The organism is Streptomyces sp. Da 82-17 (genome assembly GCF_046098215.1).
Lineage (GTDB): Bacteria > Actinomycetota > Actinomycetes > Streptomycetales > Streptomycetaceae > Streptomyces.
Genome location: NZ_JBJURH010000004.1, coordinates 100,993 through 125,757, shown reverse-complemented (window position 1 = coordinate 125,757; position 24,765 = coordinate 100,993). Strand labels below are relative to the sequence as shown.

The following is a 24,765-nucleotide window of genomic DNA, read 5'->3' as shown; positions in this document are numbered from 1 at the left end:
CCCGGCTCCTCAAACGCCGGAGCGGCTTCCGGGGTTCGCCGTCGGCTCGCCCGCCGTGGGTGGGCTGTGCCCACCCGTTCCGCCTGCGGAACGCCTGCCCACAGCAAGGCGGGGGCGATCCCGCCCTCACCCCCACCCACCCACAGCGGGGGGACGTGCCCCGACAGGGGCGCGGGGAACGGCGCGAGCAACCACGACGGCGGGAGAGCCGGAGACGGAGGGAGCCCCTCCGGCGATTGAGGAGCGGGGGCCGGGGGCGGAGCCCCCGGGGGCCCGCCCCTGGACGCCTAGCCCAGGAGGCCTCCGACCAACCCCGGCTCCTCGCTGCCCGAACCCCCACTCCCCGTACCCCCACTGGAAGTCGGCCCACTGCTGGTGGACGGCGGCGCCGACTCCTGCGGCGGGGGCTGCTGCTGCCCCGTACCCGCCGTCTCGCTCGGCTGCTGGCTGTCGACCGACCCGGACTCGCTCGCCGTACCCGGCGTGGACGGCGGCGCCGACGGCGGCGTGGACGTGTTGCCCTGCGTCGGAGCCCCGGTCGTCGCGGACGGCGTCTGCCGCTCCGTACGCCGTTCCTTCGGCTCGGACGGCAGCGGCGACCCCGGCTGTTCGTTGCGCGGCGCCTCACCGGGACCCGGCGCGGTCACCCGGTCCGCGTCCCGCACCGCACCACCGAGCAGCGAGCCGACGAGCAGCGTGAGGCCGACGACGACGGTGCCGACGAGCAGCCCGCGCCGCAGCACCCGGCGCCGCAGCTCCCACAGCGCGGCGCGCGGGCCGAGCCGCCGCCAGGCCTCGCTGGCCAGCCAGCCGTCCACGGAGTACACCGGCGCACCCGCGATGATCAGCGGGCTCCACGCGGCGAGGTAGATGATGTCCGGCGCGTCGTACACCGGCACCGACTTCCAGCTCACCGTGACGAGCAGCGCGGCCGAGAGCAGCCCGCCGACGACGGCCGCCGCCCGCTGCCACAGGCCGAGCACGGTCAGCACGCCGACGATCACCTGGAGGAAGGCGATGACGAGCCCCGCGCCGACCGGGTGCGCGAGCGCCCAGTCCCGCATCGGCTCGGCGAGCGCCCAAGGGTGCAGCGAATTCAGCCACTTGACCATGGAGCCGCGCTCGCCGCCGTCGAAGTAGACGGGGTCGCAGAGCTTGCCCATGCCCGCGTAGATGGAGATGAAGCCGAGGAAGATACGCAGCGGCAGCAGCACCACACCGAGGTTCAACCGCCGCCCCGGGTAGTACGCGTGGCGCACGGAGTCGTTGCCGTGCCGACGCGGCGTCCGCTCCTCGGTCTCCTCGTACCCGGCGTCGTCGCGCGCCAACTCCTCGTACGCGTACGCCTCTTCGTCGTACACGCTGCCCGAGGACTGCACGCGCGGCAGGATCCGGGTGTCGCTGTCCTCCGGCTCGCGCGGGCCGATGACCTGCGGCGGCGGGCCTTCGGTGACGCGCGGGATGACCTGCGTGGCCGCGCCGGCGTCCGCCCCGTCGAAGGAGCCTTCGTGCTGCACGCCGGTCGTGCGCACGGCCTGCAGGAGGCCGCTGGCGCCCGGGTCGCCGGGCACGGACTTCCCGCTCCATACGACGGGGGCGCGCCGGCGCCCGGCGGCGGCGCCCGCGCCGGCGGGCACGCCCGCTGCGAGCCCGGCGAGCGCCAACTGCCGTGCGATACGCGGGGACTGGGTCTGCTGCGCCGTCGGGAGCTGCACGCGGAAGCTCGCGTGATTGACGATGACCTGCGCCGGGTCGCACGGCACCTTCACCATGCTCAGCGCGGGTCCGTCGTCGAATCCCGACGGGCCTCCCCCTGCGGGTGTGCGGGGTGTTCTGGTGTCCACACTCATCTAACCGAGTGATGTGTGCTTAGGACACTGCCTTGACCGTCCCGATCTGTCCGGGCCGCGTCAAGGCCCGACCACCGCATGCCCCGACGGGATCAACTCCCTTGCCCCCGAGGGGTTCAGCTGCGGCGCCGGGCCGCCTCGTAGAGGACGACGCCCGCGGCGACACCGGCGTTCAGCGACTCGGCGCCGCCCGGCATCGGGATCTTCACCCTGAAGTCGCAGGTCTCGCCCACGAGTCGGGACAGTCCCTTGCCCTCGCTGCCGACCACGATCACCACCGGGCCGTCGAGCGCCTCGAGTTCACCGACCTCGTGCTCACCGTCGGCGGCGAGACCGACGACGACGAGGCCGTCCTTCTTGTACGCCTCCAGGGCGCGCGTCAGGTTGGTCGCCCGCGCCACCGGCGTGCGCGCAGCGGTGCCCGCCGAGGTCTTCCACGCCCCGGCGGTCATGCCGGCCGCGCGCCGCTCGGGCACGACCACGCCGTGCCCGCCGAACGCGGAGACGGAGCGGACGACGGCGCCGAGGTTGCGCGGGTCGGTCACGCCGTCGAGGGCGACGATCAGCGGGTCCTCGCCCTCGTCGAACGCGGCGTGCGCGAGGTCCTCCGGGTGCGCGTACTCGTACGGCGGGACCTGCAGGACGAGGCCCTGGTGGTTGAGGCCGTTGGTCATGCGGTCGAGCTCGGCGCGCGGCGCCTCCATCAGGTTGACGCCGCCGCGCTCGGCGACGAGCTGCAGCGCCTCGCGCACCCGCTCGTCGTTGTCGATGTACTGCAGCACGTACAGCGTGGACGCGGGCACGCCCTCGCGCAGCGCCTCCACGACCGGGTTGCGGCCGACGACCAGCTCGGACGTGCCCTTGCCGCCGCGGCGCGCGACGGGACGGCGGGCGGCCTGCTTGGCCTTGGCGTTGGCGATGCGGTTCTTCTTGTGCTTCTTGCGCATCTCGGCGGGCGGCGTCGGCCCCTTGCCCTCGAGGCCGCGGCGCCGCTGGCCACCGCTGCCGACCGTCGCACCCTTCTTGTTGCTGGTGCGGCGGTTCCTGCGCTGGCTGTTCCCGGCCATGACCTACCTGTTTCCTGAAGCTCTGCGTACGTACGTATAAGTGAGTGTGCCGCCCGGCGGACCGGGCGGCCAGTTTCGGGTCGGACCCGGCGGGCTCAGCGGGGGCCGAGGCTCCAGCGCGGTCCGTCCGGGCTGTCCTCGATGACGAGCCCGGACTGCCCGAGCTGGTCCCGGATCGCGTCGGCCGTCGCCCAGTCCTTGCGCGCCCGCGCCGACTCCCGCTGTTCGAGCACGAGGCGTACGAGGGAGTCGACGACGCCGTGCAGATCGTCACCGCGGTCGGCCTCGCCGGCCCAGTGCTCGTCGAGCGGGTCCAGGCCGAGGACGCCGAGCATGGCGCGGACCTCGGCGAGGCGCTCGACGGCGGCCTCCTTGTCGTCCGCGGCGAGCGCCGAGTTGCCCTGGCGGACGGCCGTGTGGACGATCGCGAGGGCCTGCGGCACCCCGAGGTCGTCGTCCATGGCCTCGGCGAACGCGAGCGGCACCTCGGCGGCGGGCGGGACGTTCTTGCCGGCCTTCTCGGTGGCCCGCTGCACGAAGCCCTCGATCCGCGCGAACGCCGACTCGGCCTCGCGCAGCGCCTCCTCGCTGTACTCGATCATCGAGCGGTAGTGCGGGGTGCCCAGGTAGTAGCGCAGGACGATCGGGCGCCAGCGCTGCACCATCTCGGAGACGAGGACCGAGTTGCCGAGTGACTTCGACATCTTGTCCCCGGCCATGGTCACCCAGGCGTTGTGCACCCAGTACTGCGCGAAGTCGTCGCCGTAGGCCTTGGCCTGGGCGATCTCGTTCTCGTGGTGCGGGAAGATCAGGTCGAGGCCGCCGCCGTGGATGTCGAAGGCGGTGCCCAGGTACTTGTGGGCCATCGCCGAGCACTCCAGGTGCCAGCCGGGACGGCCCCGGCCCCACGGCGTCTCCCAGCTGGGCTCGCCCGGCTTCGTCGCCTTCCACATGGCGAAGTCCCGCGGGTCCCGCTTGCCGGTCTCGCCCTCGCCGGAGGGCTGCCGCAGGTCGTCGAGGTCCTGGTTGGACAGCTCCAGGTAGTCCGCGTACGACCGGACGTCGAAGTAGACGTTGCCGTCCGCCTCGTAGGCGTGGCCGCGCTCGATCAGGCCGCGCATCATCTCGACCATCTCGGTCACGTGCCCGGTGGCGCGCGGCTCGTAGGTGGGCGGGAGGCAGCCGAGGGCCGCGTACCCGTCGTTGAAGGCGCGCTCGTTCTCGTACCCGATGGACCACCAGGGGCGGCCCTGTTCGGCGGCCTTCTTGATGATCTTGTCGTCGATGTCCGTGACGTTGCGGACGAACGTCACGTCATAGCCGCGGTACGCGAACCACCGGCGCATGATGTCGAAGTTGAGGCCCGACCTGATGTGCCCGATGTGCGGGGCGGCCTGCACGGTCGCGCCACACAGGTAGATCGAGACACAGCCCGGCGTGAGCGGGGTGAAATCGCGAATCTGCCGGGCGCTGGTGTCGTACAGGCGAATAGTCACGCATCAAGGGTAGTGGGCCGGAAGGAGTGCCCCGCGACCCTTCCCGGGCCACGGGACCACTTTGTGATGCGGGACGACCCCGGACGATCAGATCCGGCCGACGACCTTGCGCGGACTGACCCGGACGACCACCCGCTCGGCGTCCTTGAACGACCGCGGGTTGAACTCGGCGTACTCCTTGCCGGTGTACTTCAACGACAGCTCGTCGATGAGCTCCTGCCCGCCCTCGGTGGTCATCTCGGCGCTGCCGCGGATCTCCGCGTAGGAGTAGGGGGCGTCGAAGGGCTGGACGACGATGCTGATCCGCGGGTCGCGCCGCATGTTCTTCTCCTTGCGGCGGCCGACCGTGGTGGAGAACAGCACGTCGTTCCCGTCGCGCTTCACCCAGACCGGGGACAGCTGCGGGCTGCCGTCGGGCTGGATCGTGCCGACGGTGACGAAGACGGGGGTGTCGAGCAGGGCCTTGAGCTCGTCGGAGAGCGAGTCGGACATCGGACCTCCAGATACGGGCGTGCGCGGGACGGGTGCCCGCCCCGCGCAGTCACCGTACGACCGCGGTCCGGCTCAGCGGCGGACGACGAGTGCCGTGGCGATCGCCGCGAGGCCCTCGCCGCGGCCGGTCATGCCGAGCCCGTCCGTGGTCGTCCCGGACACCGACACCGGCGCCCCGACCGCCTCGGACAGCACCTTCTGCGCCTCGTCCCGCCGCTTGCCGACCTTCGGCCGTACGCCGACGACCTGCACGGAGACGTTGCCGATCGCGAAGCCGGCGGCCCGCACGATACGCGCGGCCTCGGTCAGCAGGGTGACGCCGGACGCTCCGGCCCACTCGGGGCGCGAGGTGCCGAAGTGCGCGCCGAGGTCGCCGACGCCCGCGGCGGAGAACAGCGCGTCGCAGGCGGCGTGCGCGGCGACGTCGCCGTCGGAGTGGCCCGCGAGGCCCCAGCCGCCGCTGGCCTCCTCGTCCCACAGCAGGCCGGCGCACCACAGTTCGCGGCCCTGCTCGAAGGCGTGCACGTCGGTGCCGACGCCGACCAGCGGCAGGTTCGTCAGCGGATCAGAAGCCATCGTTCTTCCTCCTGCGCGCCAGGACCGCCTCGGCCAGGACCAGGTCGAGCGGCCTGGTCACCTTGAACGCCTCTTCGTGCCCGGGTACGACGACCACGGGCAGGCCGAGCTGTTCGACCATCCCGGCGTCGTCGGTGGCGCCCTCGCCGTCGAGCTCGACGGTCTCGTGGGCGCGGACGAGCACGTCCCGGTCGAATCCCTGCGGCGTCTGCACCGCGCGCAGCCGGGCCCGTACGGGGGTGGCGACGACGGGTTCGGGGGCGCCGCGCTCGGCGGCCGGCTCGACTTCCTTGACGGTGTCGGCGAGCGGCAGCGCGGGGACGACGGCGGGGGCGCCGGAGGCGACGGTCTCCACGACGGCGTCCACGGTGTCGACGGGCACGAGCGGGCGGGCCGCGTCGTGCACGAGCACGGTGGTGATGTCCGGCGGCAGCGCGTCGATGCCGGCGCGGACGGACTCCTGCCGGGTGTCGCCGCCGGGCACGACGAGGAAGTCGGTCCTCTCGGGCAGCGAGTGGTCGGCGAGCAGCGACTTGACCTCGGCGGCGCCGTCGGCGGGCGCGACCACGACGACCAGGGAGACGGCGCGGGACGCGGCCATCGCCCGGACTGCGTGGATCAGCATCGGGGTGCCGTTGAGGGTGCGGAGCGCCTTGGGGGCGCCCGGGCCGAGCCGCACGCCCCGGCCGGCCGCGGGGATCACCGCGGCGGTGCGGGCGGGCTTCGGCGTGTTCGGGGATGACTGGGATTCGTCTGACATCTGGTCCGCGTTCAGGGTTTGTGTCCTCGGGCAGCGTGGGTATGGCCTCAGCGAACGCCCCCGGCCGACAGGTCGAGGGCCAGGCGCGCAGCTCTTGACCGTGACCCTTTCCGTGACAACCGGTCGAGGCTGGGCGCCAGTTCACGCCAGTGCGGGGCGGCGTCGGGGCTGGGGCGGCTTTTACGGGTCCGGACATGCCGCGGTGCCCGGCAACGCAGCCTGTTCTGGAGGTCAGTCAGGGCTGGTCAGCGGGCACCGCGGCATGGTGTTACCGGTACTGCGTCAGGACGCGAGGACTTCGTCGAGCAGAGCCTCGGCCTTGTCTTCGTTGGTGTTCTCCGCGAGGGCGAGCTCGCTCACCAGGATCTGCCGTGCCTTGGCGAGCATGCGCTTCTCACCGGCGGACAGACCGCGCTCGCGCTCGCGCCGCCACAGGTCACGCACCACTTCAGCGACCTTGATGACATCGCCGGAGGCGAGCTTCTCGAGATTTGCCTTGTAGCGCCTGGACCAGTTCGTCGGCTCCTCGGCGTACGGCGCGCGCAGCACCTCGAAGACCCGGTCGAGCCCGTCCTGACCGACAACGTCGCGTACGCCGACGAACTCCGCATTGTCCGCTGGCACACGAACCGTCAGGTCGCCCTGAGCGACCTTCAGCACCAAGTAGGTCTTGTCCACGCCTTTGATCTGGCGAGTTTCGATGGCCTCGATCAGCGCGGCCCCGTGATGGGGATAGACCACGGTGTCGCCAACCTTGAACGTCATGTGACAGGTACCCCTTCCGTGGCTATCCATCCTAACACGAGAACTGCCTCTTCTGAATGGCGTTTTCGCAGGTCAGGGCATATCTCGGGGCTTGACAACGGTGCCAGGATCGTGCTGCGCGGACTTTCCGGAGGCGGGTATTCGCAGGTCGGAGCGGCTGTCCAGGGAACCTGAAACACGGCCGTCACAGACCCTCGCGACCCCTCCCAAGAGGTCGAACGTCCCGGTTTGCACGCTTCGAAGAGAGTGGCTTCCGCTACTCCGTTCGGTGCCATGAGAGCCGTTCGAGACAAGTGTGAACGGTTGGCGCGGGAATCCGGAATTGATCACGCGAACCGTGAAGATCAATTCCTGTGGGCGTCCCGCATTCCTTACCTGAAATCCACCGGGCGGTCGACGCGATGGATATGTGAATCCCGAACCACAAGCATTCGGCCACATCACGGCACGGGTCCCGGCCGAGCGACCGAGCCTTCCGCGCGGACGCCCGGGCGACGAAGGGGCGGGTCGGGTGCGGCGGCCCGACGGGGGGTCGGTAACCTAAGCGCGCTGTCAGACCATTACGGACGGCCACAGGCCGACCCGTACCGCCCACGTTCAAGGAGTTGCCGCCGCCGTGAGCCGCAGCCTTCGACGCGGCGCCATCGCCGCCACCGCCCTCGGGTTCTCCGTCGCCACCCTCGCCGCGTGCGGTGCGGGCAACAACGCCCAGACGCTCGGCGTCCGGCCGGACAACGCCGCGACCGCGGTCGGCGACATCAAGATCCAGAACGCGGTCGTCATCACGCAGCCCGACCTGAAGTCCACGGGCCCGGCCGCGGTCGCCGCGACGGTGTTCAACAACGGCCAGAAGCCGCAGACCCTCGAGTCCATCAAGGTCGAGGGCACGAACAAGGTGGCCGAGCTCAAGCCCGCCAAGGGCGCCGGCAAGCTCACCATCCCGGCCGGCGGCTCCCTGGTGATCGGCGGCGAGGGCAACGCCGCCGCGTCCCTGCCGAGCAGCCGTGAGGCCGTGCTCGACGGCAACGCCCAGCAGATCACCTTCTCCTTCAGCGAGACCGGCGACGTCAAGATGAAGACGTTCGTCGTGCCCGCGACCAGCTACTTCAAGAAGTGGGGCCCGGAGGAGGTCCCGGCCGCCAAGCCGACCGACGGCGCCAAGCCGTCCGAGGGCGCGTCCGGCAAGCCGACCGAGGGCGCCTCGGGCAAGCCCACCGAGGGTGTCGCCTCCGGCGAGCCCGACCCGAACGGCAGCCCCTCCGAGGGCGCCGCGGACCACGAGGCCGCCGGCCACTGAGGCCGCGCCGTCCCCGTACGCGACGAGGAGGGCCCCACCGCCGGAGTTCGGCGGTGGGGCCCTTCTCGTACGTCGGGAGCCGCGCGGGAGCGGGGCTCGGGGCGGTCTACGGCTCGAACTTGTAGCCCAGACCGCGGACCGTGACCAGGTAGCGCGGGGCGCCCGGGTCCGGCTCGATCTTCGCGCGCAGGCGCTTCACGTGGACGTCGAGGGTCTTGGTGTCGCCCACGTAGTCGGCGCCCCAGACGCGGTCGATGAGCTGCATCCGGGTCAGGACGCGGCCCGCGTTGCGAAGGAGCATCTCCAGGAGGTCGAACTCCTTGAGCGGCAGGTCGACCTTGGAGCCGCCGACCGTGACCACGTGCCGGTCGACGTCCATGCGGACCGGGCCTGCCTCGAGGGCGGCCGGGGTGACCTCCTCGGGTTCGCCGCGGCGGCGCAGGACGGCGCGGATACGGGCCACCAGCTCGCGGGACGAGAAGGGCTTGGTGACGTAGTCGTCGGCTCCTATTTCGAGACCGACGACCTTGTCGATCTCGCTGTCCTTGGCCGTCACCATGATCACGGGGACGTTGGAGCGGCCGCGCAGCTGGCGGCAGACCTCGGTGCCGGGCAGGCCGGGCAGCATCAGGTCGAGCAGGACCAGGTCGGCGCCGTTGCGCTCGAACTCGTCGAGCCCGTCGGGGCCCGTGGCCGCGATGGCGACTTCGAAGCCCTCCTTGCGGAGCATGTACGACAGGGCGTCGCTGAAGGATTCCTCGTCCTCGACGACGAGCACTCGGGTCACGGAAGGACCTCCGGGGCAGGGATCGGCTCGCGGGTCTCGCGAGACTCGTGCTGAGCGGTGTGGGTGTCGTTCTGGGCGTCCGCGCCCGGGTCCTCGCCGTCGAGGTCGTCGCGTTCCGCGGTGGACTGCTGGCCGCGGTCGCGGGCGGCGCCCGCCTCCGGCAGCTTCAGGGTGAAGGTGGAGCCCTGTCCCTCCGAGCTCCACACGGCGACCTCCCCGCCGTGCGAGGCGGCCACGTGCTTGACGATGGCGAGGCCGAGGCCGGTGCCGCCGGTCTGCCGTGAGCGGGCCGGGTCGACGCGGTAGAAGCGCTCGAAGATGCGCTCCTTGTCCTTGTCGGAGATGCCGATGCCCTGGTCGGTCACGGCGATCTCGATGAGGTCGCCGCCGGGCGCGTTGACCCGGCGGGCGGCTATGCCCACGCGGGTACGGGCCGGGCTGTAGTTCACGGCGTTCTCGACGAGGTTGCCGAGGGCGGCGGCGAGCTGGCCGCGGTTGCCCCAGATGTGCAGGTCGGCGGTGCCGCCGGCGGCCATCGTGATCTGCTTCGTGCCGGCCTGGTGGCGGCAGCGGTCGATGGCCTCGGTGACGAGTTCGTCGACGCGGACCGGCTCGGCGTCCTCCAGCGGGTCGTCGTTCTGCACGCGGGAGAGATCGATGAGCTCCTGGACCAGGTTGGTCAGGCGGGTGGCCTCTATCTGCATGCGGCCGGCGAACCGCTCCACGGCCTCCGGGTCGTCGGCGGCGTCCATGACGGCCTCGGAGAGCAGGCTGAGGGCGCCGACGGGGGTCTTCAGCTCGTGGCTCACGTTGGCGACGAAGTCGCGTCGTACGGCCTCGATGCGGCGGGCCTCCGTGAGGTCCTCGACGAGGAGCAGCACGAGGCGGGAGCCGAGCGGGGCGACGCGGGCGGAGACCGCGAGGGCCTCGCCGCGGCCGGTGCCCCGGCGCGGCAGGTCCAGCTCGACCTGGCGTATCTCGCCGTCGCGGCGGGTGTCGCGGGCCATCTGCAGCATCGGTTCGACGGCGAGCTTGCCGCCGCGCACGAGCCCGAGGGCGTACGCCGCGGAGCTGGCCTTGACGACGGCGTCGGCCTCGTCGAGCACCACCGCGGAGGAGCGCAGCACGGACAGGACCGTGTCCACGCCGGGCGGGAGTACGGCGTCCGTGTGCAGGGAGGTGCGGGTGGGGCGTTTCTGGTCGCGCTCGCTCCAGCGGAACGCCAGCATCGCGATGACGCCGGTGCACACCCCGGCGATCGCTGCCGCTGCGGCGACCGCCGCGTTCACGTCCATGCCTTCAGGTTATGCACGTCCCGATGCCCGGCCATACCGGTCGAGCTGTCATCTCGAACACTCGTCGCCGAGAGTTCACCGGAGGTACGGGGCTGGTTCATTTGGGTGGCCCGGCGGCATCGGCGCAGGTGGAGGGGTGGGGCGTACGGGGCATCCCGGGCAGTTGTCGCGTCGCCCAGAGTTCACCTTGAGGACAGGGCCGATTCACACGGGGTGCCGGTCCCCGTCGCGTTCCGGCCGCACCGTGGGAGCGTGGGGTCGGAGCCCCGAATCGTATGACAGGGGTTATGGCCCTGGCGGCACGTACTCAGAGAGGGAACTCATGCGGGACGCGTACCACGAGGAACTTGACTCGATCGGCGAAGGCCTGGTCGAGATGGCCCGCCTTGTCGGGTCGGCGATCGGGCGCGCCACGACGGCCATGCTCGACTCGGACCTGAAGCTCGCCGAGAGCGTCATCGCGGCGGACCAGAAGGTCGACGACCTGCAGCACGACCTGGAGGCGCGCGCGATAGCCCTGCTCGCCCGCCAGCAGCCGGTCGCGACGGACCTGCGGATCGTGGTCACCTCGCTGCGGATGAGTGCGGACCTGGAGCGCTCCGGCGACCTGGCCCAGCACGTCGCGAAGCTGGCCCGGCTCCGCTTCCCGGAGTCCGTCGTCCCGAACGACCTGCACGCCACGATCCTGGAGATGGGCCAGCTCGCGCAGCGCCTCATGGCGAAGGCGGCCGAGGTCATCATCACCAAGGACATCGACCTGGCCCTGCAGCTGGAGCAGGACGACGACGAGATGGACCAGCTGCACCGCACGCTGTTCCAGCACCTGATGGACGACCGCTGGAAGCACGGCATCGAGACGGCCGTCGACGTCACCCTCCTCGGCCGCTACTACGAGCGCTTCGCCGACCACGCGGTCTCGGTCGCGAAGCGCGTGGTGTACCTGGTGACGGGCGAACACGCGGACGAGATCCAGGCACCGACGGGGCCGGAGGTGGCGGGGGCGTAGGCACTCGCGTGGCTGAAACGAAGGGCCCGGTCCGCTCGGACCGGGCCCTTCGCCTTTTGTGGCGGTCTACGAGAACTTCGAGCGCTGCGCCCACCGTCTCCTCGAAGTCGTACGGGCCGCGCAGCGCGGGATGCCCCAGGTGACCACGCCGTTCCACACCATCCGCAACAACCAGCGGCAGCGGGACGACCCTCCCGACGAACTCCTCATCACCTCGCCGGAGGGCGAGGAAGGCTTCTGGTACGACGTGGACCTGCTGCCGCTGCGCCTGCGTGAGACGACTGCGGACGACCGCAGAACCCCGCCCACGCTCAAGGCCGTCGCCGACTACCTCGGCATGGGCCCCGGCTGCCTGATCTGCTGGGGCACCCCTGTCGAGCGTGCCCACGCCGTACCGGCTTCGCTCGGCGGCTCGATGGACGTCCGCAATTCCGCCCTGCTCTGCCGCACGCACCACCGGCAGGCCCCGGACATCGCGGACGCGGAGGCGTTCTGGGCCCGGGTGGACTACGCGGAGATCCGGGACTCGGGCAGCAAGTGGACCGGCGCCCCGGACGAGGTCAGGGAGTGGGTACGCGCCCACGGCGGCAGGACCGAGCCGAAGGATCGCAGCGAGCTGGAGTTCCTGGAGGCCGCCACCGGCAAGCACTTCGGCGTGGAGAAGAAGGCGGCCACGCACGCCTGGGCGTACCACATCGCCCGCAGGCGCCTGGCCGAACGGAAGGGCCAGCCGATGGCGGGCCTGCCTGCGGACCACCCGTGGTCGGGTGTGTGGCCGGTGCCGTGAGAAGCCGGGGTTCCGGCCCATGAAAATGCCCCTGCCCCGCGCTTCCCGCGCAGGTCAGGGGCATGATCACGGAACTTACTTCTTCTTGCCCTGGTTCTTGACCGCCTCGATGGCCGCCTTGGCCGCCTCGGGGTCCAGGTAGGTGCCGCCCGGGTTCAGGGGCTTGAAGTCGGCGTCCAGTTCGTACGAGAGCGGGATGCCCGTCGGGATGTTGAGGCCCGCGATGTCGGCGTCCGAGATGTCGTCCAGGTGCTTGACGAGGGCGCGCAGCGAGTTGCCGTGGGCCGCGACCAGGACCGTCTTGCCGGTGAGGAGGTCGGGGACGATGCCGTCGAACCAGTACGGGAGCATGCGGACGACGACGTCCTTCAGGCACTCCGTCTGCGGGCGCAGCTCCGGCGGGAGCGTGGCGTAGCGGGGGTCCTCGAACTGGGAGTACTCGGCGTCGCGGTCGAGCGGCGGCGGCGGGGTGTCGTACGAGCGGCGCCACAGCATGAACTGCTCCTCGCCGAACTCCGCGAGGGTCTGCGCCTTGTCCTTGCCCTGCAGGGCGCCGTAGTGACGCTCGTTCAGGCGCCAGCTGCGATGGACCGGGATCCAGTGGCGGTCGGCCGCCTCCAGGGCGAGCTGCGCCGTGCGGATCGCGCGCTTCTGGAGCGACGTGTGGACCACGTCGGGGAGCAGGCCGGCGTCCTTGAGCAGCTCACCGCCGCGGACCGCCTCCTTCTCGCCCTTCTCGTTGAGGTTGACGTCCACCCAGCCGGTGAACAGGTTCTTCGCGTTCCACTCGCTCTCGCCGTGGCGGAGGAGGATCAGCTTGTACGGTGCGTCGGCCATGTGTCCGAGCCTAATGGAAAACATGTGGCGCGCCGTCCGGCCCCTGCGTAATCTGCGCTCCAGGCATTCGCCTCTTACATTCGCCAGTCACATCTCGCATCACTTGCCACGCGCCGGGGGGCTCTTCTTGTCTGTCGCTTCGCTTCAACGGGCCGTCAGGAAGAGCGTCTCCGGCCTGCCGCGCGAGTTCTGGTGGCTGTGGACGAGCACGCTCGTGAACCGGCTGGGCGCGTTCGTCGCCACGTTGGTGCCCCTGCGTTAAACCGTACGACGGAGATCAAGGAAGGTCGTACGGTCGTTCGAGAGGGGGCCACCGTATGAACCTTTCTGGCATGAAGTCCCTGCGCGACAGCCTCGCCGGGCTGCGCGCGGGCCTGTACGCGCGCAAGAGCGCGTACCAGGGCAAGACCAAGAACAAGGGCCGGTCGGTCAAGGAGCAGCTTGACTACGGCCACGCCACTGCCGACGAACTCGGCGTGAACGTCGTTGGCGAGTTCGTTGACGACGACCGCTCGGCCTCGCGCTACCGCGGCCGAGAGCGCGAAGAGCTTGAGCGCATGATCGAGGCCATCGAGCAGGGGAAGCTCGACATCGTGATCGCTTGGGGCTCGACGCGGTTGCAGCGGGATGTCGCGATCTACGCTCGGCTGCGGGACGCGTGCGCGGCGCACGGCGTCTTGTGGTGTTACGGCGGCAAGGTCTATGACCTGACGAACAAGGACGACCGGTTTCGCACGGGTCTCGACGCGCTGCTCGGCGAGCGTGAGGTCGACGAGTTGCGCGACAACATCATGCGGACGCTGCGGGCGAACGCTCTCGACGGCAAGCCGCACGGGCAGCCGTCGTACGGGTATCGCCGGGTGTACGACGAGCGGACGGGTGCCTACGTGTGCACCGAGGCTGATGCCGTCGAGGCCCTGGTCGTCGACGAGATCGTGACCGGGGTGGGTGACGGGCGCGAGTCCACGAAGATCGCCCGGGCGCTCAACTTGCGCGGCGTCACTCCGCCTACGCCGTACTGGTCGAAGGGTCAGGTTAAGCGGCTCGCGGAGTGGCGGCCGGGCCTGAAGGAGAACGAGGAGATACACCCCGACTGGCTCGCGCGGATCGTGGCGGCGGTGGAGTTGCGGCAGGAGGCGCGGGAGCGGCTCGATGCCGGCGAGAGCGCGGTCAAGGTCGCCGAGGACTTCAACGAGCGGCAGGTGCCGCTCATCATGGCTCGTTGGATCTCTGCAACGGTGACGGCGTACGCGACTGATGTGCGGTACATCGGCGTGCGGACGCATCGCGGGAAGGTGACGGCCGAGGGCGCGTGGCCGGCGCTTGTGTCGAAGGCGAAGCACGAGCGCGCGGTGACTGCGGTTGCCGCCCGCAAGGAGAAGCGGAAGTTCAACCAGCGTCCGGGCAGGGCGATTCACTGGCTGTCAGGGATCATGATCTGCGATATCTGCGAGATCCGGGTCAACTCCGACAGGCAGCACGGGAAGCCTCGTTACTCGTGCGCTGCGCCGGCTGCTGGCGCCTCGAAGGGCTACCACGCGAGTGCGCAGATCGAGGTCGTCGATCCGTTTGTGCGGCGGAAGTTGTTCCGGTGGCTGTCGTCGAAGTCGTTCGCCAAGGCATACGCGAAGGGTGACGAGGAGTTGCTGCGCGAGATCGAAGAGGCCAGGGCCGAGGCGAAGTTGCTGCGGGACGAGCTTGAGGAGTTCTACGACGAGGCCGCTGCGGGAAAGCTGTCGGCTCGGGCGCTGTCTGCGATTGAGGCCAAGAAACTGCCGCGGATCGTGGAAGCGGAGCAGCGCGCAGAGGTGTTGGGCGTGCCGAAGGTGGTGCGCAAGTTGGTCGGGTTGGACGAGGCGGCGCTGACGACGGCTTGGGGTGCGCTGGAGTTGAGTCAGCAGCGGTTGATCGTTGAGGCGTTGCTCGAAGTGCGGTTGAAGCCGCAGGGGCCTGGCCGTTGGAAGCGCGGTGTTCCGGTCGAGCAGTTCGTCGCTGTGGTGCCGAGGCAGTTGACGAGGAAGCCGGCCGCCAAGGCGGCTTAAGGCTGGACGTGATCGAGGGCCGTGCGGCTGACGCCGCACGACCCTCGATCGTTAGTTCGAATCTAATTGGCCTCGGGAGCAGGTTCGATCTGCTGCTCGGCTCTTTCGATCAGCGAGCCGAGGGCGCGCTGTAGGCTGCGCGCCCCCGTTTCCGTGATGTGCCGGTCGTCCATGGCAATGGTGAGGCCGCCGCCGTCGGCGCGGACGGCGGCGGTTGAGCCATTGTCGAGGCGAGTTCGAATGACGGTGATCACTTGCAAGGTCCCCCCGTTGCAGCACGCCGTGTGCGGTTGCGGTGCGTGCTCACTGCGTCGCGTGTGCCGAGCCGCTCGGCGCGATTAGCCCCACCCGGAGTCGTCGCCGGTCTCGGCCTCGGCTCGCTGGGGGGCGGGGCCGCCCCATCCGGAATCGGACTCGCCGGCAGCGACGCGCGTGTGCTGTTCGGTGGGGGGAGTGAGTGAAGCGGCGCCGGTGATGCACGCACCGGCAAGCAGCAGGGACGCAAGGGACTTTCGGAGGGTTCTGGTCATTTCCTTCCCTATCTCTGGCCGCCGTGGTGGGGGTGCGGCTGACATATGCATGTCGCGTATGTGGGAATACTCTTCGTAGGGCCGAGCCTTGATCAAGGCGTTTGAGCTTCCGGTGTGCGAGATCTCCGAAAGAGGAAGGCGATGCCGTGACCGAGCCGACCACTGCACCCACTGCGGACGGCCACGGCTCGGTGCTGCCAGCAGAGTTGCGCGCCCTGTACGAGCGGATCGCCCACGGCCAGCACGTCCCCGCCGAGAGCGAAGATCTGGCCAGGCTGGTCGAGCTGGGGCTCGTGATCGAGAACCCTTACTCGCGCGAGTATCTGGCGGTCGACGCTGAACAGGTCGAGCGGCGCCTGCGGGCGCACGCCGAGAGTGACCTCGCTCGCGCCGTGACGCGGCTCGGCGAGGTGCCGTCAGTGGTTGAGGATCTCCGCTCCCGGCGACCGCAGGAAGTCGCCCAAGTGAGCGCGTCTGCGGTGTTTTTGACCCCCGCCGAGATCAACGCCGCGCTGAGTCAGGCTATCGACGGGGCCCGCGAGGAGCTGCTCACTGCGCAGCCCGGTCCGCGCCCGAAGAAGCTGTTGCGTCAGTCGATCGGGCGCGATGCTGCGGCAGTTGAGCGAGGCATTTCGATGCGCACGCTGTACCCGGCGAGCGCGCGCACGCACTCCGTGACGGGCGAGTGGGCGGCGGCGATGACGGAACGGGGCGCGCAGGTGCGCACCTTGGCCTCGTCGTTCATGCGCTGCGTCGTCATCGACCGTGAGACGGCAGTGATTCAGGATCATGCGGACAACCGCCCTACGTCTGAAGGTGGTTACCTGATTCGCGATCGAGCCGTCGCGTCGTTCATAGCCGATGCGTTCGAGACGTATTGGGTGCGCGGTGAAGACTGGGCCGGCGCGGCCACGTCCGAGCACGCGTCGGTGACCACTCCCCTGCAACGCGCGATCCTGCGGGAGTTGTGCGGTGGGCGTACGCAGCAGCAGATCGCGACGAGCCTCGGCTACACGTCGCGGACGGTCGGCCAGCACCTGACCGAGCTCAGGACGAGGCTCGGGTTCGAGACGCTGCATCAGCTCGTGCACTGGTGGTCGACGTCTGACGAGCGCCACAGCGACTAAGCGCGCGGTCAGTCCGCGTCGGGGAGCTCACCGGCTGCGAGTCTCCTCAGGAGCGCCTGAACCTTGGGCATGTCGGCCCCAGTCATGCCGGGCGCGTGCACCACTGCGACGACGGCGTCACCGCCACTCGCTCCGACGGGGTCGCCGGCAATGAGCCCGACGTACTGCTGCGCGGCGGCTACCTGCACCTCGCGGGCGGGTTTGCCGAGGGCTACGGCGACCGCTCGCACCAGGGGCGGCGAGACCTTGATCGGCTCGTCCTTGCTGATCTTCCAGAAGGTTGTGTGCCCTACCTTCTCGCCGGTTTCGGGGTCGACCGCCTTGTCTGCGAGGGATCGCAGAGTGACCTCGGGCACCTGGAGCGCCTCGCGTACCAGGTCGCCAAAGGGGCTGCCGGATTCGCTCGGCACGTTCTCACCTCTGTTCTTGTCCTCTTACGCGAACGCGCTCATCTAACCACTCTCCCCCGCACGACGTACACCAAAGAACCACATTGACGGCCCCGGGACCGCCCTCTACGGTTGCCGCTGTCCGCAAACGAGAACAAGCGTGGGCCCTCAATGGTGGGCCCTGACGCCTGTTTGTTCGTGTTCGACTACAGGAGGGGGAGCAGTGAACGTCGACGAGACACCCACGCCGCCCGAGGTCGACGAGTGGCCGGAGCCGACGCCCGAGCAGCTCGACCTCGTCCGGCGCCTTCTTGCGCCGCACGTCCGCCGCGCGCTTTCCGAGCACGTCGAGCAGCAAGCCGCAGCGTGAGGAGCGATCAGCACGTGACCGAGGTCGAGTTCATCGGGCCGCCGCCCAGGCAGCGCAACACCAAGCACTTCCGCATCGCCGCGGCGCTCCGCGGCAACGCCGACGCCTGGGGCGTGGTCGCCAGGCGCGCCAACATCACCCGTGCCGCCTCGGCAGCGCAGGCCATCAAGAGCGGGCGCCTCGCCGCGTACGCGCCTGCCGGCAGGTTCGAGGCGGTCGCCCGGACCGTCGTCGTCGACGGCGTCGAGGAACACCGAGTCTACGCCCGGTATGTCAGCGACAAGGCCGCGCAGTGAGCGACTCCGGGCGCGGCGAACTCGTCACCCCTTCCGCGGTTGTCGTCGCTCCGCCAGGGCTTGAGCGTGAGCAGTGGCTCACCGTGCGCCGTACGGGAGTTGGCGGTTCCGAGGTCGCCGCGGTGCTCGGCATGAGCCGGTACTCGTCGGCGTACGAGGTGTACCTCGACAAGCGGGGCGAGCTGCCGCTCGACCGGCCGCGGTCGCCCGAGCTCGCCGAGGCCGCTTTCTGGGGGCTCGCGCACGAGCCGACGATCGCCTCGGTGTTCGCGGACCGTACGGGGCTCGGCGTGGTCGAGGGTCCCGGGACCGTCGCGCATGTCGAGCGCCGGTGGATGCTCGCCAACGTCGACCGGTACGTGATCGAGGCGGGCGAGGCGGCGCCGTCGAGTCTGCTGGAGATCAAGACCCGTAGCGCTTTTCAGCTCGACGAGTGGCTCGGCGGTGTGCCGGATGGGCCGGCGCTGCAAACGCACTGGTACCTCGCGGTGACCGGTTACTCGCACGCGCACGTCGCCGCGCTGCTCGGCGGCAACCGGCTGGTCGTGCACCGGGTCGAGCGCGACGAACAGCTCGTCGAGCATCTCGTCGCCCTGGTCGGCGAGTTCTGGCAGGGCGTGCTCGACGGCACCCCGCCGCCGATCGACGGCTCGCCGGCAACCGAGGAACTGCTCGGTCACCTCTACGACGTACGGGCCGGTGCCGAGACGGTCGCCGACCCGGCCGAGGTGCTGCCGCTCTTGGAGCGACGCCGCGAGCTCAAGGCCCGCGAGCAGCGCACCGCCGACGAGCTGCGCGAGGTCGACAACAAGCTGCGGGCGACCGCGGGCGAGGCCGAGGTCGTCAAGGTGCAGGGCGAGGTCGCGTTCACGTGGAAGCAGTCTGGCCCGGTGTCCGCGAAGCGTCTCGCCGCCGCGCACCCCGAGCTCGCCGCGCGGTACACGCGCCCCGTCGACGCGCTCGACACGAAGTGCCTCGCCGCTGAACACCCCGACGTCGTGCGGCCGTTCCGATCCCGCCGCCTGCTTGTTCCGAAGGAGTCTGCGCGTTGAGTACCAACCTGGCCGAGCGCGTCGCCAAGCGCCGCGCTCACTCCCCCGCCCCGACCGCGGCGACGCACGATGCTGCCGCCGCGCCGGCCACGCTTGCACAGTTCGTGCACTCGATGCGCGGCGAGATCGCACGCGCATTGCCCGAACACGTCGCCAGTCCCGAGCGGATCGCACGTATCGCACTCACTGAGCTGCGCCGCGTGCCGCACCTCGCCGAGTGCACTCAAGAGTCGTTCGGCGGCGCCCTGATGACCTGCGCGGCCCTCGGTCTCGAACCGGGCGGCGTGGCGGGCGAGGCGTACCTGCTGCCGTTCTTCAACAAGCGGGCCCGTGCGTACGAGGTGCAGCTCGTCGTCGGCTATCAGGGCATGATCCGCCTGTTCTGGCAGCACCCGCTCGCGGCCGGTCTCGACACACACACCGTGCACGAGGGCGACGAGTTCGACTACGAGTACGGCCTTACCCCCGTGCTGCGGCACCGGCCCGCGCTCACCAACCGCGGGGCGGTGACCGGGTACTACGCGGTCGCACGGCTCACAAACGGCGGCTCGGCGTTCGTGGTGCTGTCCGTCGAGGACGTCGAGGCGATCCGCAAGCGCAGCAAGGCCAAGGACGGCGGCCCGTGGGCGACGGACTACGACGCCATGGCGCGCAAGACGTGCATACGCCAACTCTTCAAGCTGCTGCCCAAGTCCGCCGAACTCGCCCGCGCGGTCGCGCACGACGGGACCGTACGGCGCGACGTCACGGCCGATGGCCTCGACGCGGTGCCCGAGTACATCGAGGGCGAGGTCGTCGAGCAGCGGGCCGACCAGGGTCGCGGGCAGGCCGAAGTCGAGGACGTGCCCGTCGAGTTCGCCGGGTGGCCCGAGGCCACCGAGTCGCCCGCCGGTGAGCCCGCGGGGGCGAAGTGATCCGACCGGTCACGTACCGGTGTCGGCATTGGGTCGGGCCGGAGCGCCGTTACTGCGGTGCTCCGGGCGCCCGCCGGTACGTCATCGGCTTTCGCTGCGTGGCCCACACACCCGCCGCCGTGAACGGCAGGCCCGAGACCCCGCCGCATCTGCCCCACACCGCCGAGAAGGGAGGCCCCCGCCGTGTCCTGGTTCAAGATCGACGACAGCGCCCATACGCACCCGAAAGTCATCAAGGCCGGTAACGCCGCGGTCGGTCTGTGGGTGCGCTGCGGCGCCTACTGTGCGCAGCATCTCACCGAGGGGCACGTGCCCGGTGCCATCGCCAAGCAGTACGGCACCGCCCCGCAGGCGCGGAAGTTGGTCGCCTCCGGGCTGTGGCACGAGGCGGGGCACACCTGCCCGCGCTGCCCGCAGCCCGAGGCCGGCGACTACGTCGTGCACGACTTCTTCGAGGGCGGCAGGAACGCCACCCGCGCGCAGGTCGAGGCCGGTCGGCGGGACGCCGCGGAGCGCAAGGCACGCAGCCGCGCACGTGCCGAACAGGCTGCGCCCGAGGGCGTTTCGACTCCGGATCGCGCGCGTTTCGGCGACGAATCGAACGCGAATCGCGCGCGAAACGAGGGCGATTCGTCGCCGAACGGGACGCGAAACGCACCCCCGTTTGCCGAAGGTTCCGCAGGTCAGGAGGCGGTGTCACAGCGTGACGCTAGGGACGGTGTCACAGGCCCCCTAACCAACACCAAGCCATACCCCTCTACTTCCTTCGGAAGTAGAGGGAAACAAGCTAGCTCGGAGCAGACCGCCGACGAACCGCGGATCGCCGAGCCCGTACGGCCGTTGGTCGACGCCATGAGCGCCGCCGGAATGGTCGTCGCCTGGCAGCTCGCCCCGGGCGAATGGACGCTGCTGCACGCCCTGATCGAACGCTGTGGCGTGCCCGTGCTCGTCGATCACGCCGGCGCCGCGTGGCAGTCCGCCCGCACCCGCCCCCGCTCCGCGCGCTACTTCCTGCCCGGTTGGCGCTCTCTGCCCTCGATGCCCTCGAACGCGCCGGATATCGGCCGAGGTCCGAACGTCGTGTCGTTGGCCGCCGCACGACCTTCGACGACCGACCAGCGAGTGAGCGCAGGGCTCGACCTCGCCGCCCGACTCCGCGAACAGGAGGCCACGTCATGACCCCGGCCGAAGCCGCCGAACTCCTCGCGCACTGCGCCGCGTTCGACCGCCGCACCATCGGCGAGGCCGACGCCCGCGCATGGTCCCGCGCCCTGCACGACGTCCCCCTCGACGACGACACCCGGGGCGCTGTTGCCGAGCACTACGCCCACACTGACCAGTGGATCACCGTTGCGCAGGTGCGGGCGATCCGTGCCCGCATCCGGTCCGGGCGCATCGATGCCGCGCACCCGGTGTACGACGGCCAACCCGGCGAGACCGGCGAGCAGTTTGTCGCCCGCCGCCGTGCGCAGGTCACGGCCGCCGCCGAGGGCGAGCTGCCCGCCCGCACCATCACGCAGGCGATCGGCGCCGCCCCGTCTGAGAATCTGCTCGCGCTGCTGCCTGCGGTCGGCCGCCCTGTCGTCGAGGCGGAAGAACCCGGCCCGTACGTCGACGAGCAGACGCGCGTCGAGATCCGCGAGCACCTGCCGGGGAACCGGGCCGCGCTCGTCGAGCTCGAAGTCGACTGTCCCAACTCCCGTTGCCGCGCGGCCCGTCGCCACCTGTGCAGGTCCTCCCGCGGGCGGGAACTGCGCGGCACTGTGCACGGCCAGCGCCGCGACGCCTACGCCGTACGGCACGCACAGTGCCCCGAGTGCGGCGCCCCACCGAGCCACGCGTGCACCACGCCCGAGCCGCACCCGGCCCGCGTCCGCGCCGCGACCGCTGACCGGCCCATGCCCAACCGCCGCCAGCTCGACCGCCTCATGCGCACCCCACCCGCCCCGCGCAAGAGCCGAGCCCGCCACACCACCGGAGGTACCCAGCGATGACGCCGCCCGCAGTGCGCGACGCCATCGCCGCCCACCTGACCGACGAGCTCGACCTCGCACCCCAGCGTGCCGCCCTCGCCGCCGCCCGCCTGTGCGACGAACTCGCCCTCGACGGATGGCAGATCACCCAACCCGCAACCAGCACCGCGCGACCGGTCGCGCCTCGCGCGCGGGGGCCGCGCGCTCGGCGCTTGTCCGTTGTTCTGAGTTCGCGCCGTGCCCGCATGAGTGGAGAGCAGACCCGATGACCGCCAACGATCCCGTGACCGAGACCCGTAGTGATGCCTCGACGGTTGGCCCGGACCGGTACCGGCTCGTACACGAGTCGCGCGCCGAGTACGTGCTGCCCCTGCCCTCGACGATTCCGGCCGCGGTCGAGCTGCTCGACATCGTGCGGTCCGCGCTGCGCGCCGAGGGCCGGTCGGTCACCGACGCGGCCGTGCACCAGGGCGAGGGCGCCGAGCTCGTCATCTCGTATCAAGTCTCCGCCGACCGCAACACCGTCCCCATGCCGCAAGTGCCCCGCAGGAAAGTGGGGTTCGAGTGACCCGCGTCGCCGCGCAGCAGGCCCTCGACGACACCGACCACTGAACGACGGGAGCACACACGATGACCTACGCCGCACTTGCCCACCGTGAGACCGTCGACGCCCTGCGGACCGTACGGGAGTTGTGGGGCGAGCTACTCGTCGCGATCGAGACCCCGCCCGCGGACGTGTGGCCGCCGCGGCAGCTCGCGCACACCCTGCGCCCCGACGTCGACGGCGACGAGCTGCTCGTCGCCGACCGGGCGCCGCTCGTACTGCGCGAGCACCCCGCGCCGCTCAACGTGACCGCGCTCGACACGGGGCTCGCGATCGAGCGGACGCTGTTCGACCTCGCCGACCTGCTCGCCGCGGTAACGCAGCAGTACACCCCGCTTGACCACCCGCGTCGCTGGGCGTTCCGCGCCGACTCCGGGCCCGGTTCGCGCGCGTACGGGCTGCACTGGGCAGCTCTGTGGATCGAGGGCCGTGTGCTCAATGAGGACACCGAGCCCGAGCTGCTGCCCGACGGGACCCTCGCCGCGCCCCCGTTTACCGCGCTGCCCGGTCATCTGCTGCACGAGGCTCGGCGCACCGCCCGCAGCGCCGAGGGCCGGCTGCTGCGCACACTCGGCCTCGACGCGCGCACGGTGCCCATACCCGACCGGGCGTGCCCGTGGTGCGGGGGCGAGTTGCTGCTGCACCGGCACCCCGATGTGCAACCGGCGGTCACGTGCGCGACCGGCGAGCGGTGCGGCGCCCCGGTGCCGCTCGACGAGCGGGGGCGGCGCCGGTGGGGCGTGCACGAGCTCGTCGCCCTTGCGTCCGCGCTCGACGTGGGCGAGTGGCAGGACGCTGCGCGGGCTGCGTGACCGGCAGGTGCAGGGCGCCGGCCCGGACCGATGGGGCGGGCCGGCCCTACTTGCCTTTGGCGAGTTGGTCGACGCGGGGCACCGACAGGCCGAGGAGCGCGGCGACCTCGCGCAGCGTGCGGTCGGCGCGCAGTTCCTGTACCGCGCCCCCGCGGACGACCTTGACGCGTCGTACCGCGCTGGGCAGCAGCTCGTCAGCGAGGAACCGCGCGACGAGCTCGCGCTCGGCAGGGTCGGTGATCTTGTCTAGGTGCGCGAGGACGCTGTCGAGTTGCTCAGTCATCCGCTGGCGTAGGGCGTCGCGGTCCGTGTCGGACGAGTGTTGTTGCGCGGTCATGAGGGCAGCGTACGACGCCGCAGCGACTGATTTCTAGGGGGGCCTTGACACTCCTTTATAGCCCCCTCTATAAATGAAGTGCGCCGCCGGACTCCACCCGGCACCCGCCGACCCGAGGGAGCAAACCCCATGAACAGCACTCACACCACCAAGGCTTTCGAGGTTCGTGGCATGACCGACGAGATCACCACCTGCGAGCTGTGCGGCAGGGAGGAACTGCGCGGCACGGTGCAGATGATCGAGCTCGACGCCGACGGCAACCCCGACCGTGACCTGTACTTCGGCACCGCCTGCGCAGCGAAGGCCGCTGGCTGGACTCAGCGCGACCTCAAGGCCCGGATCAAGGCCGCCGAGACTGCCCGGCGCGAGGCTGGGGTGCGTGAGCGGGAAGCTCGCCGGGACGCCGAGAACGCCGCATTCGAGGCGTACCTGCTGGAGACTTACGGCACTTCCGACCGGCAGGCCGTGGTCGAGCGCCGCGGACTGCGCACGGCCGTGCCTCTGCTGGTGGAGTTCGACGAGTACCGCACCCCGCAGCGCGCCGCGGGGCAGACCGCTGTCGCCGCGCTTCAGCTCACTTTCCCGGGCCTGCCTGCCGACGCCCATCAGGTAGCGCTCTTCTGAGACCCGCGCCCTACCCGCCCCGCCGGGGCGGGTACTCGCCATCACGCATGAAGCGGCCCGCCGCGGCGACTCCACCGCCGGACGGGCCTGACCACGAACGGGAGCAAACCCCGCCATGGCTGCACCAGACCCTACCCACAGGTCGAACAACACGCCGCCAGCGGTCGGCAAGCGCGCCAGCGTCCGCGTCGACGCCGAGCTGCACGCCGACCTCGCCGTACTCATGTCCGACGGAACGAAGTTGTCGGACGCCGTGCGGCAGGCTGTCGGACTTCTCGCCAACTCGTACCGGCGTGCGTGGGACTACGGTGACGTGCCCGACGGCACTGCGCCGCATGTCCTCAGCGTGCGCTACGCCCTGTCGGACGGAACGCCCGAGTGGCTGCCGCGCCCGTCGGACACGTCACACCCGCAGGTGCGCGAGGTGCCGGCCGCCGCAACCCGCGCCGCGTGAGGCGTCGTCGGACGCGGGGCGTGCCGCGCGTCGGACACCGGGCGGGCGTCCCGCGTCGGACACGCGCCCTGCCCGACGCCGAGCCGGCTGTGTGGCGCCTCGCCCCCGTGGGACGCGGGAATCTACCCATGAACACTTGCGCCGTTATCGTTTCGTGACCTAATGTTGGGGGCGCCTCCGGCGTGCCCGGAAACTTCCTCCCCCCTCTTCTCGTACGCCCCGCTGT

General features: G+C 70.7%; 28 protein-coding genes and 1 pseudogene. 16 read left to right on the top strand and 13 right to left on the bottom strand.

Going from position 1 to position 24,765, the window contains the following annotated elements:
• Positions 1 to 287: 287 nt before the first annotated feature.
• The 7 genes from ACIDOF_RS08235 to ACIDOF_RS08205 form a co-directional block, all read right to left on the bottom strand.
• The gene (locus ACIDOF_RS08235) at positions 288 to 1,850 is read right to left on the bottom strand and encodes a DoxX family protein (protein ID WP_409005065.1); all 1,563 of its coding nucleotides are present in this window, start codon (positions 1,848 to 1,850) and stop codon (positions 288 to 290) included.
• 116 nt (positions 1,851 to 1,966) lie between these two features.
• Positions 1,967 to 2,917 carry a 23S rRNA (guanosine(2251)-2'-O)-methyltransferase RlmB gene (gene rlmB / locus ACIDOF_RS08230; RefSeq protein WP_409005064.1) on the bottom strand — a complete coding sequence of 317 codons (951 nt, stop codon included), beginning with the start codon at positions 2,915 to 2,917 and terminating at the stop codon, positions 1,967 to 1,969.
• 95 nt (positions 2,918 to 3,012) lie between these two features.
• Positions 3,013 to 4,413: a cysteine--tRNA ligase gene (gene cysS / locus ACIDOF_RS08225; protein WP_409005063.1), complete on the bottom strand. Its 1,401-nt coding sequence runs from the start codon at positions 4,411 to 4,413 to the stop codon at positions 3,013 to 3,015.
• Between the two features lie 87 nt (positions 4,414 to 4,500).
• Positions 4,501 to 4,905 (bottom strand): PPOX class F420-dependent oxidoreductase, encoded by a 405-nt coding sequence (locus tag ACIDOF_RS08220; protein WP_409005062.1) that lies wholly within the window; start codon positions 4,903 to 4,905, stop codon positions 4,501 to 4,503.
• A 72-nt stretch (positions 4,906 to 4,977) separates the two neighbouring features.
• The gene (ispF, locus tag ACIDOF_RS08215) at positions 4,978 to 5,481 is read right to left on the bottom strand and encodes a 2-C-methyl-D-erythritol 2,4-cyclodiphosphate synthase (protein ID WP_409005061.1); all 504 of its coding nucleotides are present in this window, start codon (positions 5,479 to 5,481) and stop codon (positions 4,978 to 4,980) included.
• Positions 5,471 to 6,241 (bottom strand): 2-C-methyl-D-erythritol 4-phosphate cytidylyltransferase, encoded by a 771-nt coding sequence (gene ispD / locus ACIDOF_RS08210; RefSeq protein WP_409005060.1) that lies wholly within the window; start codon positions 6,239 to 6,241, stop codon positions 5,471 to 5,473. The genes ispF and ispD overlap by 11 nt, the downstream gene beginning before the upstream one ends.
• Positions 6,242 to 6,523: 282 nt before the next feature.
• Positions 6,524 to 7,006 (bottom strand): CarD family transcriptional regulator, encoded by a 483-nt coding sequence (locus tag ACIDOF_RS08205; protein WP_003953493.1) that lies wholly within the window; start codon positions 7,004 to 7,006, stop codon positions 6,524 to 6,526.
• A gap of 616 nt (positions 7,007 to 7,622) precedes the next feature.
• On the opposite strand from ACIDOF_RS08205, the gene ACIDOF_RS08200 reads away from it, so the two are divergent.
• On the top strand, positions 7,623 to 8,303 hold the full coding sequence (locus tag ACIDOF_RS08200; RefSeq protein ID WP_409005059.1) for a DUF461 domain-containing protein: 681 nt from the start codon (positions 7,623 to 7,625) through the stop codon (positions 8,301 to 8,303).
• A gap of 106 nt (positions 8,304 to 8,409) precedes the next feature.
• On the opposite strand, the gene ACIDOF_RS08195 is transcribed toward ACIDOF_RS08200, so the two are convergent.
• Both ACIDOF_RS08195 and ACIDOF_RS08190 read right to left on the bottom strand, forming a co-directional pair.
• Positions 8,410 to 9,090 carry a response regulator transcription factor gene (locus tag ACIDOF_RS08195; protein WP_161695606.1) on the bottom strand — a complete coding sequence of 227 codons (681 nt, stop codon included), beginning with the start codon at positions 9,088 to 9,090 and terminating at the stop codon, positions 8,410 to 8,412.
• Positions 9,087 to 10,385 (bottom strand): sensor histidine kinase, encoded by a 1,299-nt coding sequence (locus ACIDOF_RS08190; protein WP_409005058.1) that lies wholly within the window; start codon positions 10,383 to 10,385, stop codon positions 9,087 to 9,089. Before ACIDOF_RS08190 ends, ACIDOF_RS08195 begins: the two co-directional genes overlap by 4 nt.
• A 322-nt stretch (positions 10,386 to 10,707) precedes the next feature.
• On the opposite strand from ACIDOF_RS08190, the gene phoU reads away from it, so the two are divergent.
• Together phoU and ACIDOF_RS08180 are read left to right on the top strand one after the other, a co-directional pair.
• Complete coding sequence (gene phoU / locus ACIDOF_RS08185) at positions 10,708 to 11,391, top strand: phosphate signaling complex protein PhoU (protein ID WP_409005057.1); 684 nt, start codon at positions 10,708 to 10,710, stop codon at positions 11,389 to 11,391.
• 58 nt (positions 11,392 to 11,449) lie between these two features.
• Complete coding sequence (locus tag ACIDOF_RS08180; protein WP_409005056.1) at positions 11,450 to 12,178, top strand: hypothetical protein; 729 nt, start codon at positions 11,450 to 11,452, stop codon at positions 12,176 to 12,178.
• Between the two features lie 75 nt (positions 12,179 to 12,253).
• Here the strand turns inward: ACIDOF_RS08180 and ACIDOF_RS08175 are convergent, their stop codons facing one another.
• A complete protein-coding gene (locus tag ACIDOF_RS08175; RefSeq protein WP_409005055.1) occupies positions 12,254 to 13,015 on the bottom strand; it encodes a phosphoglyceromutase in 762 nt (253 codons plus the stop codon).
• A 127-nt stretch (positions 13,016 to 13,142) separates the two neighbouring features.
• Here ACIDOF_RS08175 and ACIDOF_RS08170 point away from each other — a divergent pair.
• Together ACIDOF_RS08170 and ACIDOF_RS08165 are read left to right on the top strand one after the other, a co-directional pair.
• Positions 13,143 to 13,271 (top strand): annotated as a pseudogene (locus tag ACIDOF_RS08170) (MFS transporter); the annotation flags it as partial.
• 76 nt (positions 13,272 to 13,347) lie between these two features.
• Entirely contained in the window at positions 13,348 to 15,057 is a 1,710-nt protein-coding gene (locus ACIDOF_RS08165) for a recombinase family protein (protein WP_409005054.1), read from the top strand.
• Positions 15,058 to 15,119: 62 nt separating this feature from the next.
• Here ACIDOF_RS08165 and ACIDOF_RS08160 read toward each other — a convergent pair whose 3' ends face one another.
• On the bottom strand, positions 15,120 to 15,311 hold the full coding sequence (locus ACIDOF_RS08160; RefSeq protein WP_409005053.1) for a hypothetical protein: 192 nt from the start codon (positions 15,309 to 15,311) through the stop codon (positions 15,120 to 15,122).
• A gap of 422 nt (positions 15,312 to 15,733) precedes the next feature.
• Here ACIDOF_RS08160 and ACIDOF_RS08155 point away from each other — a divergent pair, with 422 nt between their 5' ends.
• Positions 15,734 to 16,714 (top strand): LuxR C-terminal-related transcriptional regulator, encoded by a 981-nt coding sequence (locus ACIDOF_RS08155; protein ID WP_409005052.1) that lies wholly within the window; start codon positions 15,734 to 15,736, stop codon positions 16,712 to 16,714.
• An 8-nt stretch (positions 16,715 to 16,722) separates the two neighbouring features.
• Here the strand turns inward: ACIDOF_RS08155 and ACIDOF_RS08150 are convergent, their stop codons facing one another.
• On the bottom strand, positions 16,723 to 17,124 hold the full coding sequence (locus ACIDOF_RS08150; protein WP_409005051.1) for a hypothetical protein: 402 nt from the start codon (positions 17,122 to 17,124) through the stop codon (positions 16,723 to 16,725).
• Between the two features lie 202 nt (positions 17,125 to 17,326).
• On the opposite strand from ACIDOF_RS08150, the gene ACIDOF_RS08145 reads away from it, so the two are divergent.
• The 8 genes from ACIDOF_RS08145 to ACIDOF_RS08110 all read left to right on the top strand — a co-directional run bounded on the left by ACIDOF_RS08145 (position 17,327) and on the right by ACIDOF_RS08110 (position 23,124).
• Positions 17,327 to 17,473 carry a hypothetical protein gene (locus ACIDOF_RS08145; RefSeq protein ID WP_409005050.1) on the top strand — a complete coding sequence of 49 codons (147 nt, stop codon included), beginning with the start codon at positions 17,327 to 17,329 and terminating at the stop codon, positions 17,471 to 17,473.
• 14 nt (positions 17,474 to 17,487) lie between these two features.
• A complete protein-coding gene (locus ACIDOF_RS08140; RefSeq protein ID WP_409005049.1) occupies positions 17,488 to 17,769 on the top strand; it encodes a hypothetical protein in 282 nt (93 codons plus the stop codon).
• Positions 17,766 to 18,821 (top strand): YqaJ viral recombinase family protein, encoded by a 1,056-nt coding sequence (locus ACIDOF_RS08135; protein ID WP_409005048.1) that lies wholly within the window; start codon positions 17,766 to 17,768, stop codon positions 18,819 to 18,821. Before ACIDOF_RS08140 ends, ACIDOF_RS08135 begins: the two co-directional genes overlap by 4 nt.
• Positions 18,818 to 19,735 carry a recombinase RecT gene (locus ACIDOF_RS08130; RefSeq protein WP_409005047.1) on the top strand — a complete coding sequence of 306 codons (918 nt, stop codon included), beginning with the start codon at positions 18,818 to 18,820 and terminating at the stop codon, positions 19,733 to 19,735. The genes ACIDOF_RS08135 and ACIDOF_RS08130 overlap by 4 nt, the downstream gene beginning before the upstream one ends.
• A gap of 183 nt (positions 19,736 to 19,918) precedes the next feature.
• On the top strand, positions 19,919 to 20,914 hold the full coding sequence (locus tag ACIDOF_RS08125) for a mucin-2 (protein WP_409005046.1): 996 nt from the start codon (positions 19,919 to 19,921) through the stop codon (positions 20,912 to 20,914).
• Positions 20,911 to 21,729 (top strand): hypothetical protein, encoded by an 819-nt coding sequence (locus ACIDOF_RS08120; protein WP_409005045.1) that lies wholly within the window; start codon positions 20,911 to 20,913, stop codon positions 21,727 to 21,729. The genes ACIDOF_RS08125 and ACIDOF_RS08120 overlap by 4 nt, the downstream gene beginning before the upstream one ends.
• Positions 21,730 to 21,973: 244 nt before the next feature.
• Complete coding sequence (locus tag ACIDOF_RS08115) at positions 21,974 to 22,276, top strand: hypothetical protein (protein ID WP_409005044.1); 303 nt, start codon at positions 21,974 to 21,976, stop codon at positions 22,274 to 22,276.
• Positions 22,277 to 22,338: 62 nt separating this feature from the next.
• Positions 22,339 to 23,124: a hypothetical protein gene (locus ACIDOF_RS08110; protein ID WP_409005043.1), complete on the top strand. Its 786-nt coding sequence runs from the start codon at positions 22,339 to 22,341 to the stop codon at positions 23,122 to 23,124.
• Positions 23,125 to 23,170: 46 nt separating this feature from the next.
• Here ACIDOF_RS08110 and ACIDOF_RS08105 read toward each other — a convergent pair whose 3' ends face one another.
• Positions 23,171 to 23,461, bottom strand: a complete 291-nt coding sequence (locus tag ACIDOF_RS08105) for a hypothetical protein (protein ID WP_409005042.1) — start codon at positions 23,459 to 23,461, stop codon at positions 23,171 to 23,173.
• A gap of 129 nt (positions 23,462 to 23,590) precedes the next feature.
• Between ACIDOF_RS08105 and ACIDOF_RS08100 the strand changes: the two genes are divergently transcribed.
• Together ACIDOF_RS08100 and ACIDOF_RS08095 are read left to right on the top strand one after the other, a co-directional pair.
• Complete coding sequence (locus tag ACIDOF_RS08100; RefSeq protein ID WP_409005041.1) at positions 23,591 to 24,085, top strand: hypothetical protein; 495 nt, start codon at positions 23,591 to 23,593, stop codon at positions 24,083 to 24,085.
• 115 nt (positions 24,086 to 24,200) lie between these two features.
• Positions 24,201 to 24,539 carry a hypothetical protein gene (locus tag ACIDOF_RS08095; RefSeq protein ID WP_409005040.1) on the top strand — a complete coding sequence of 113 codons (339 nt, stop codon included), beginning with the start codon at positions 24,201 to 24,203 and terminating at the stop codon, positions 24,537 to 24,539.
• The last annotated feature ends 226 nt before the right edge of the window (positions 24,540 to 24,765 follow it).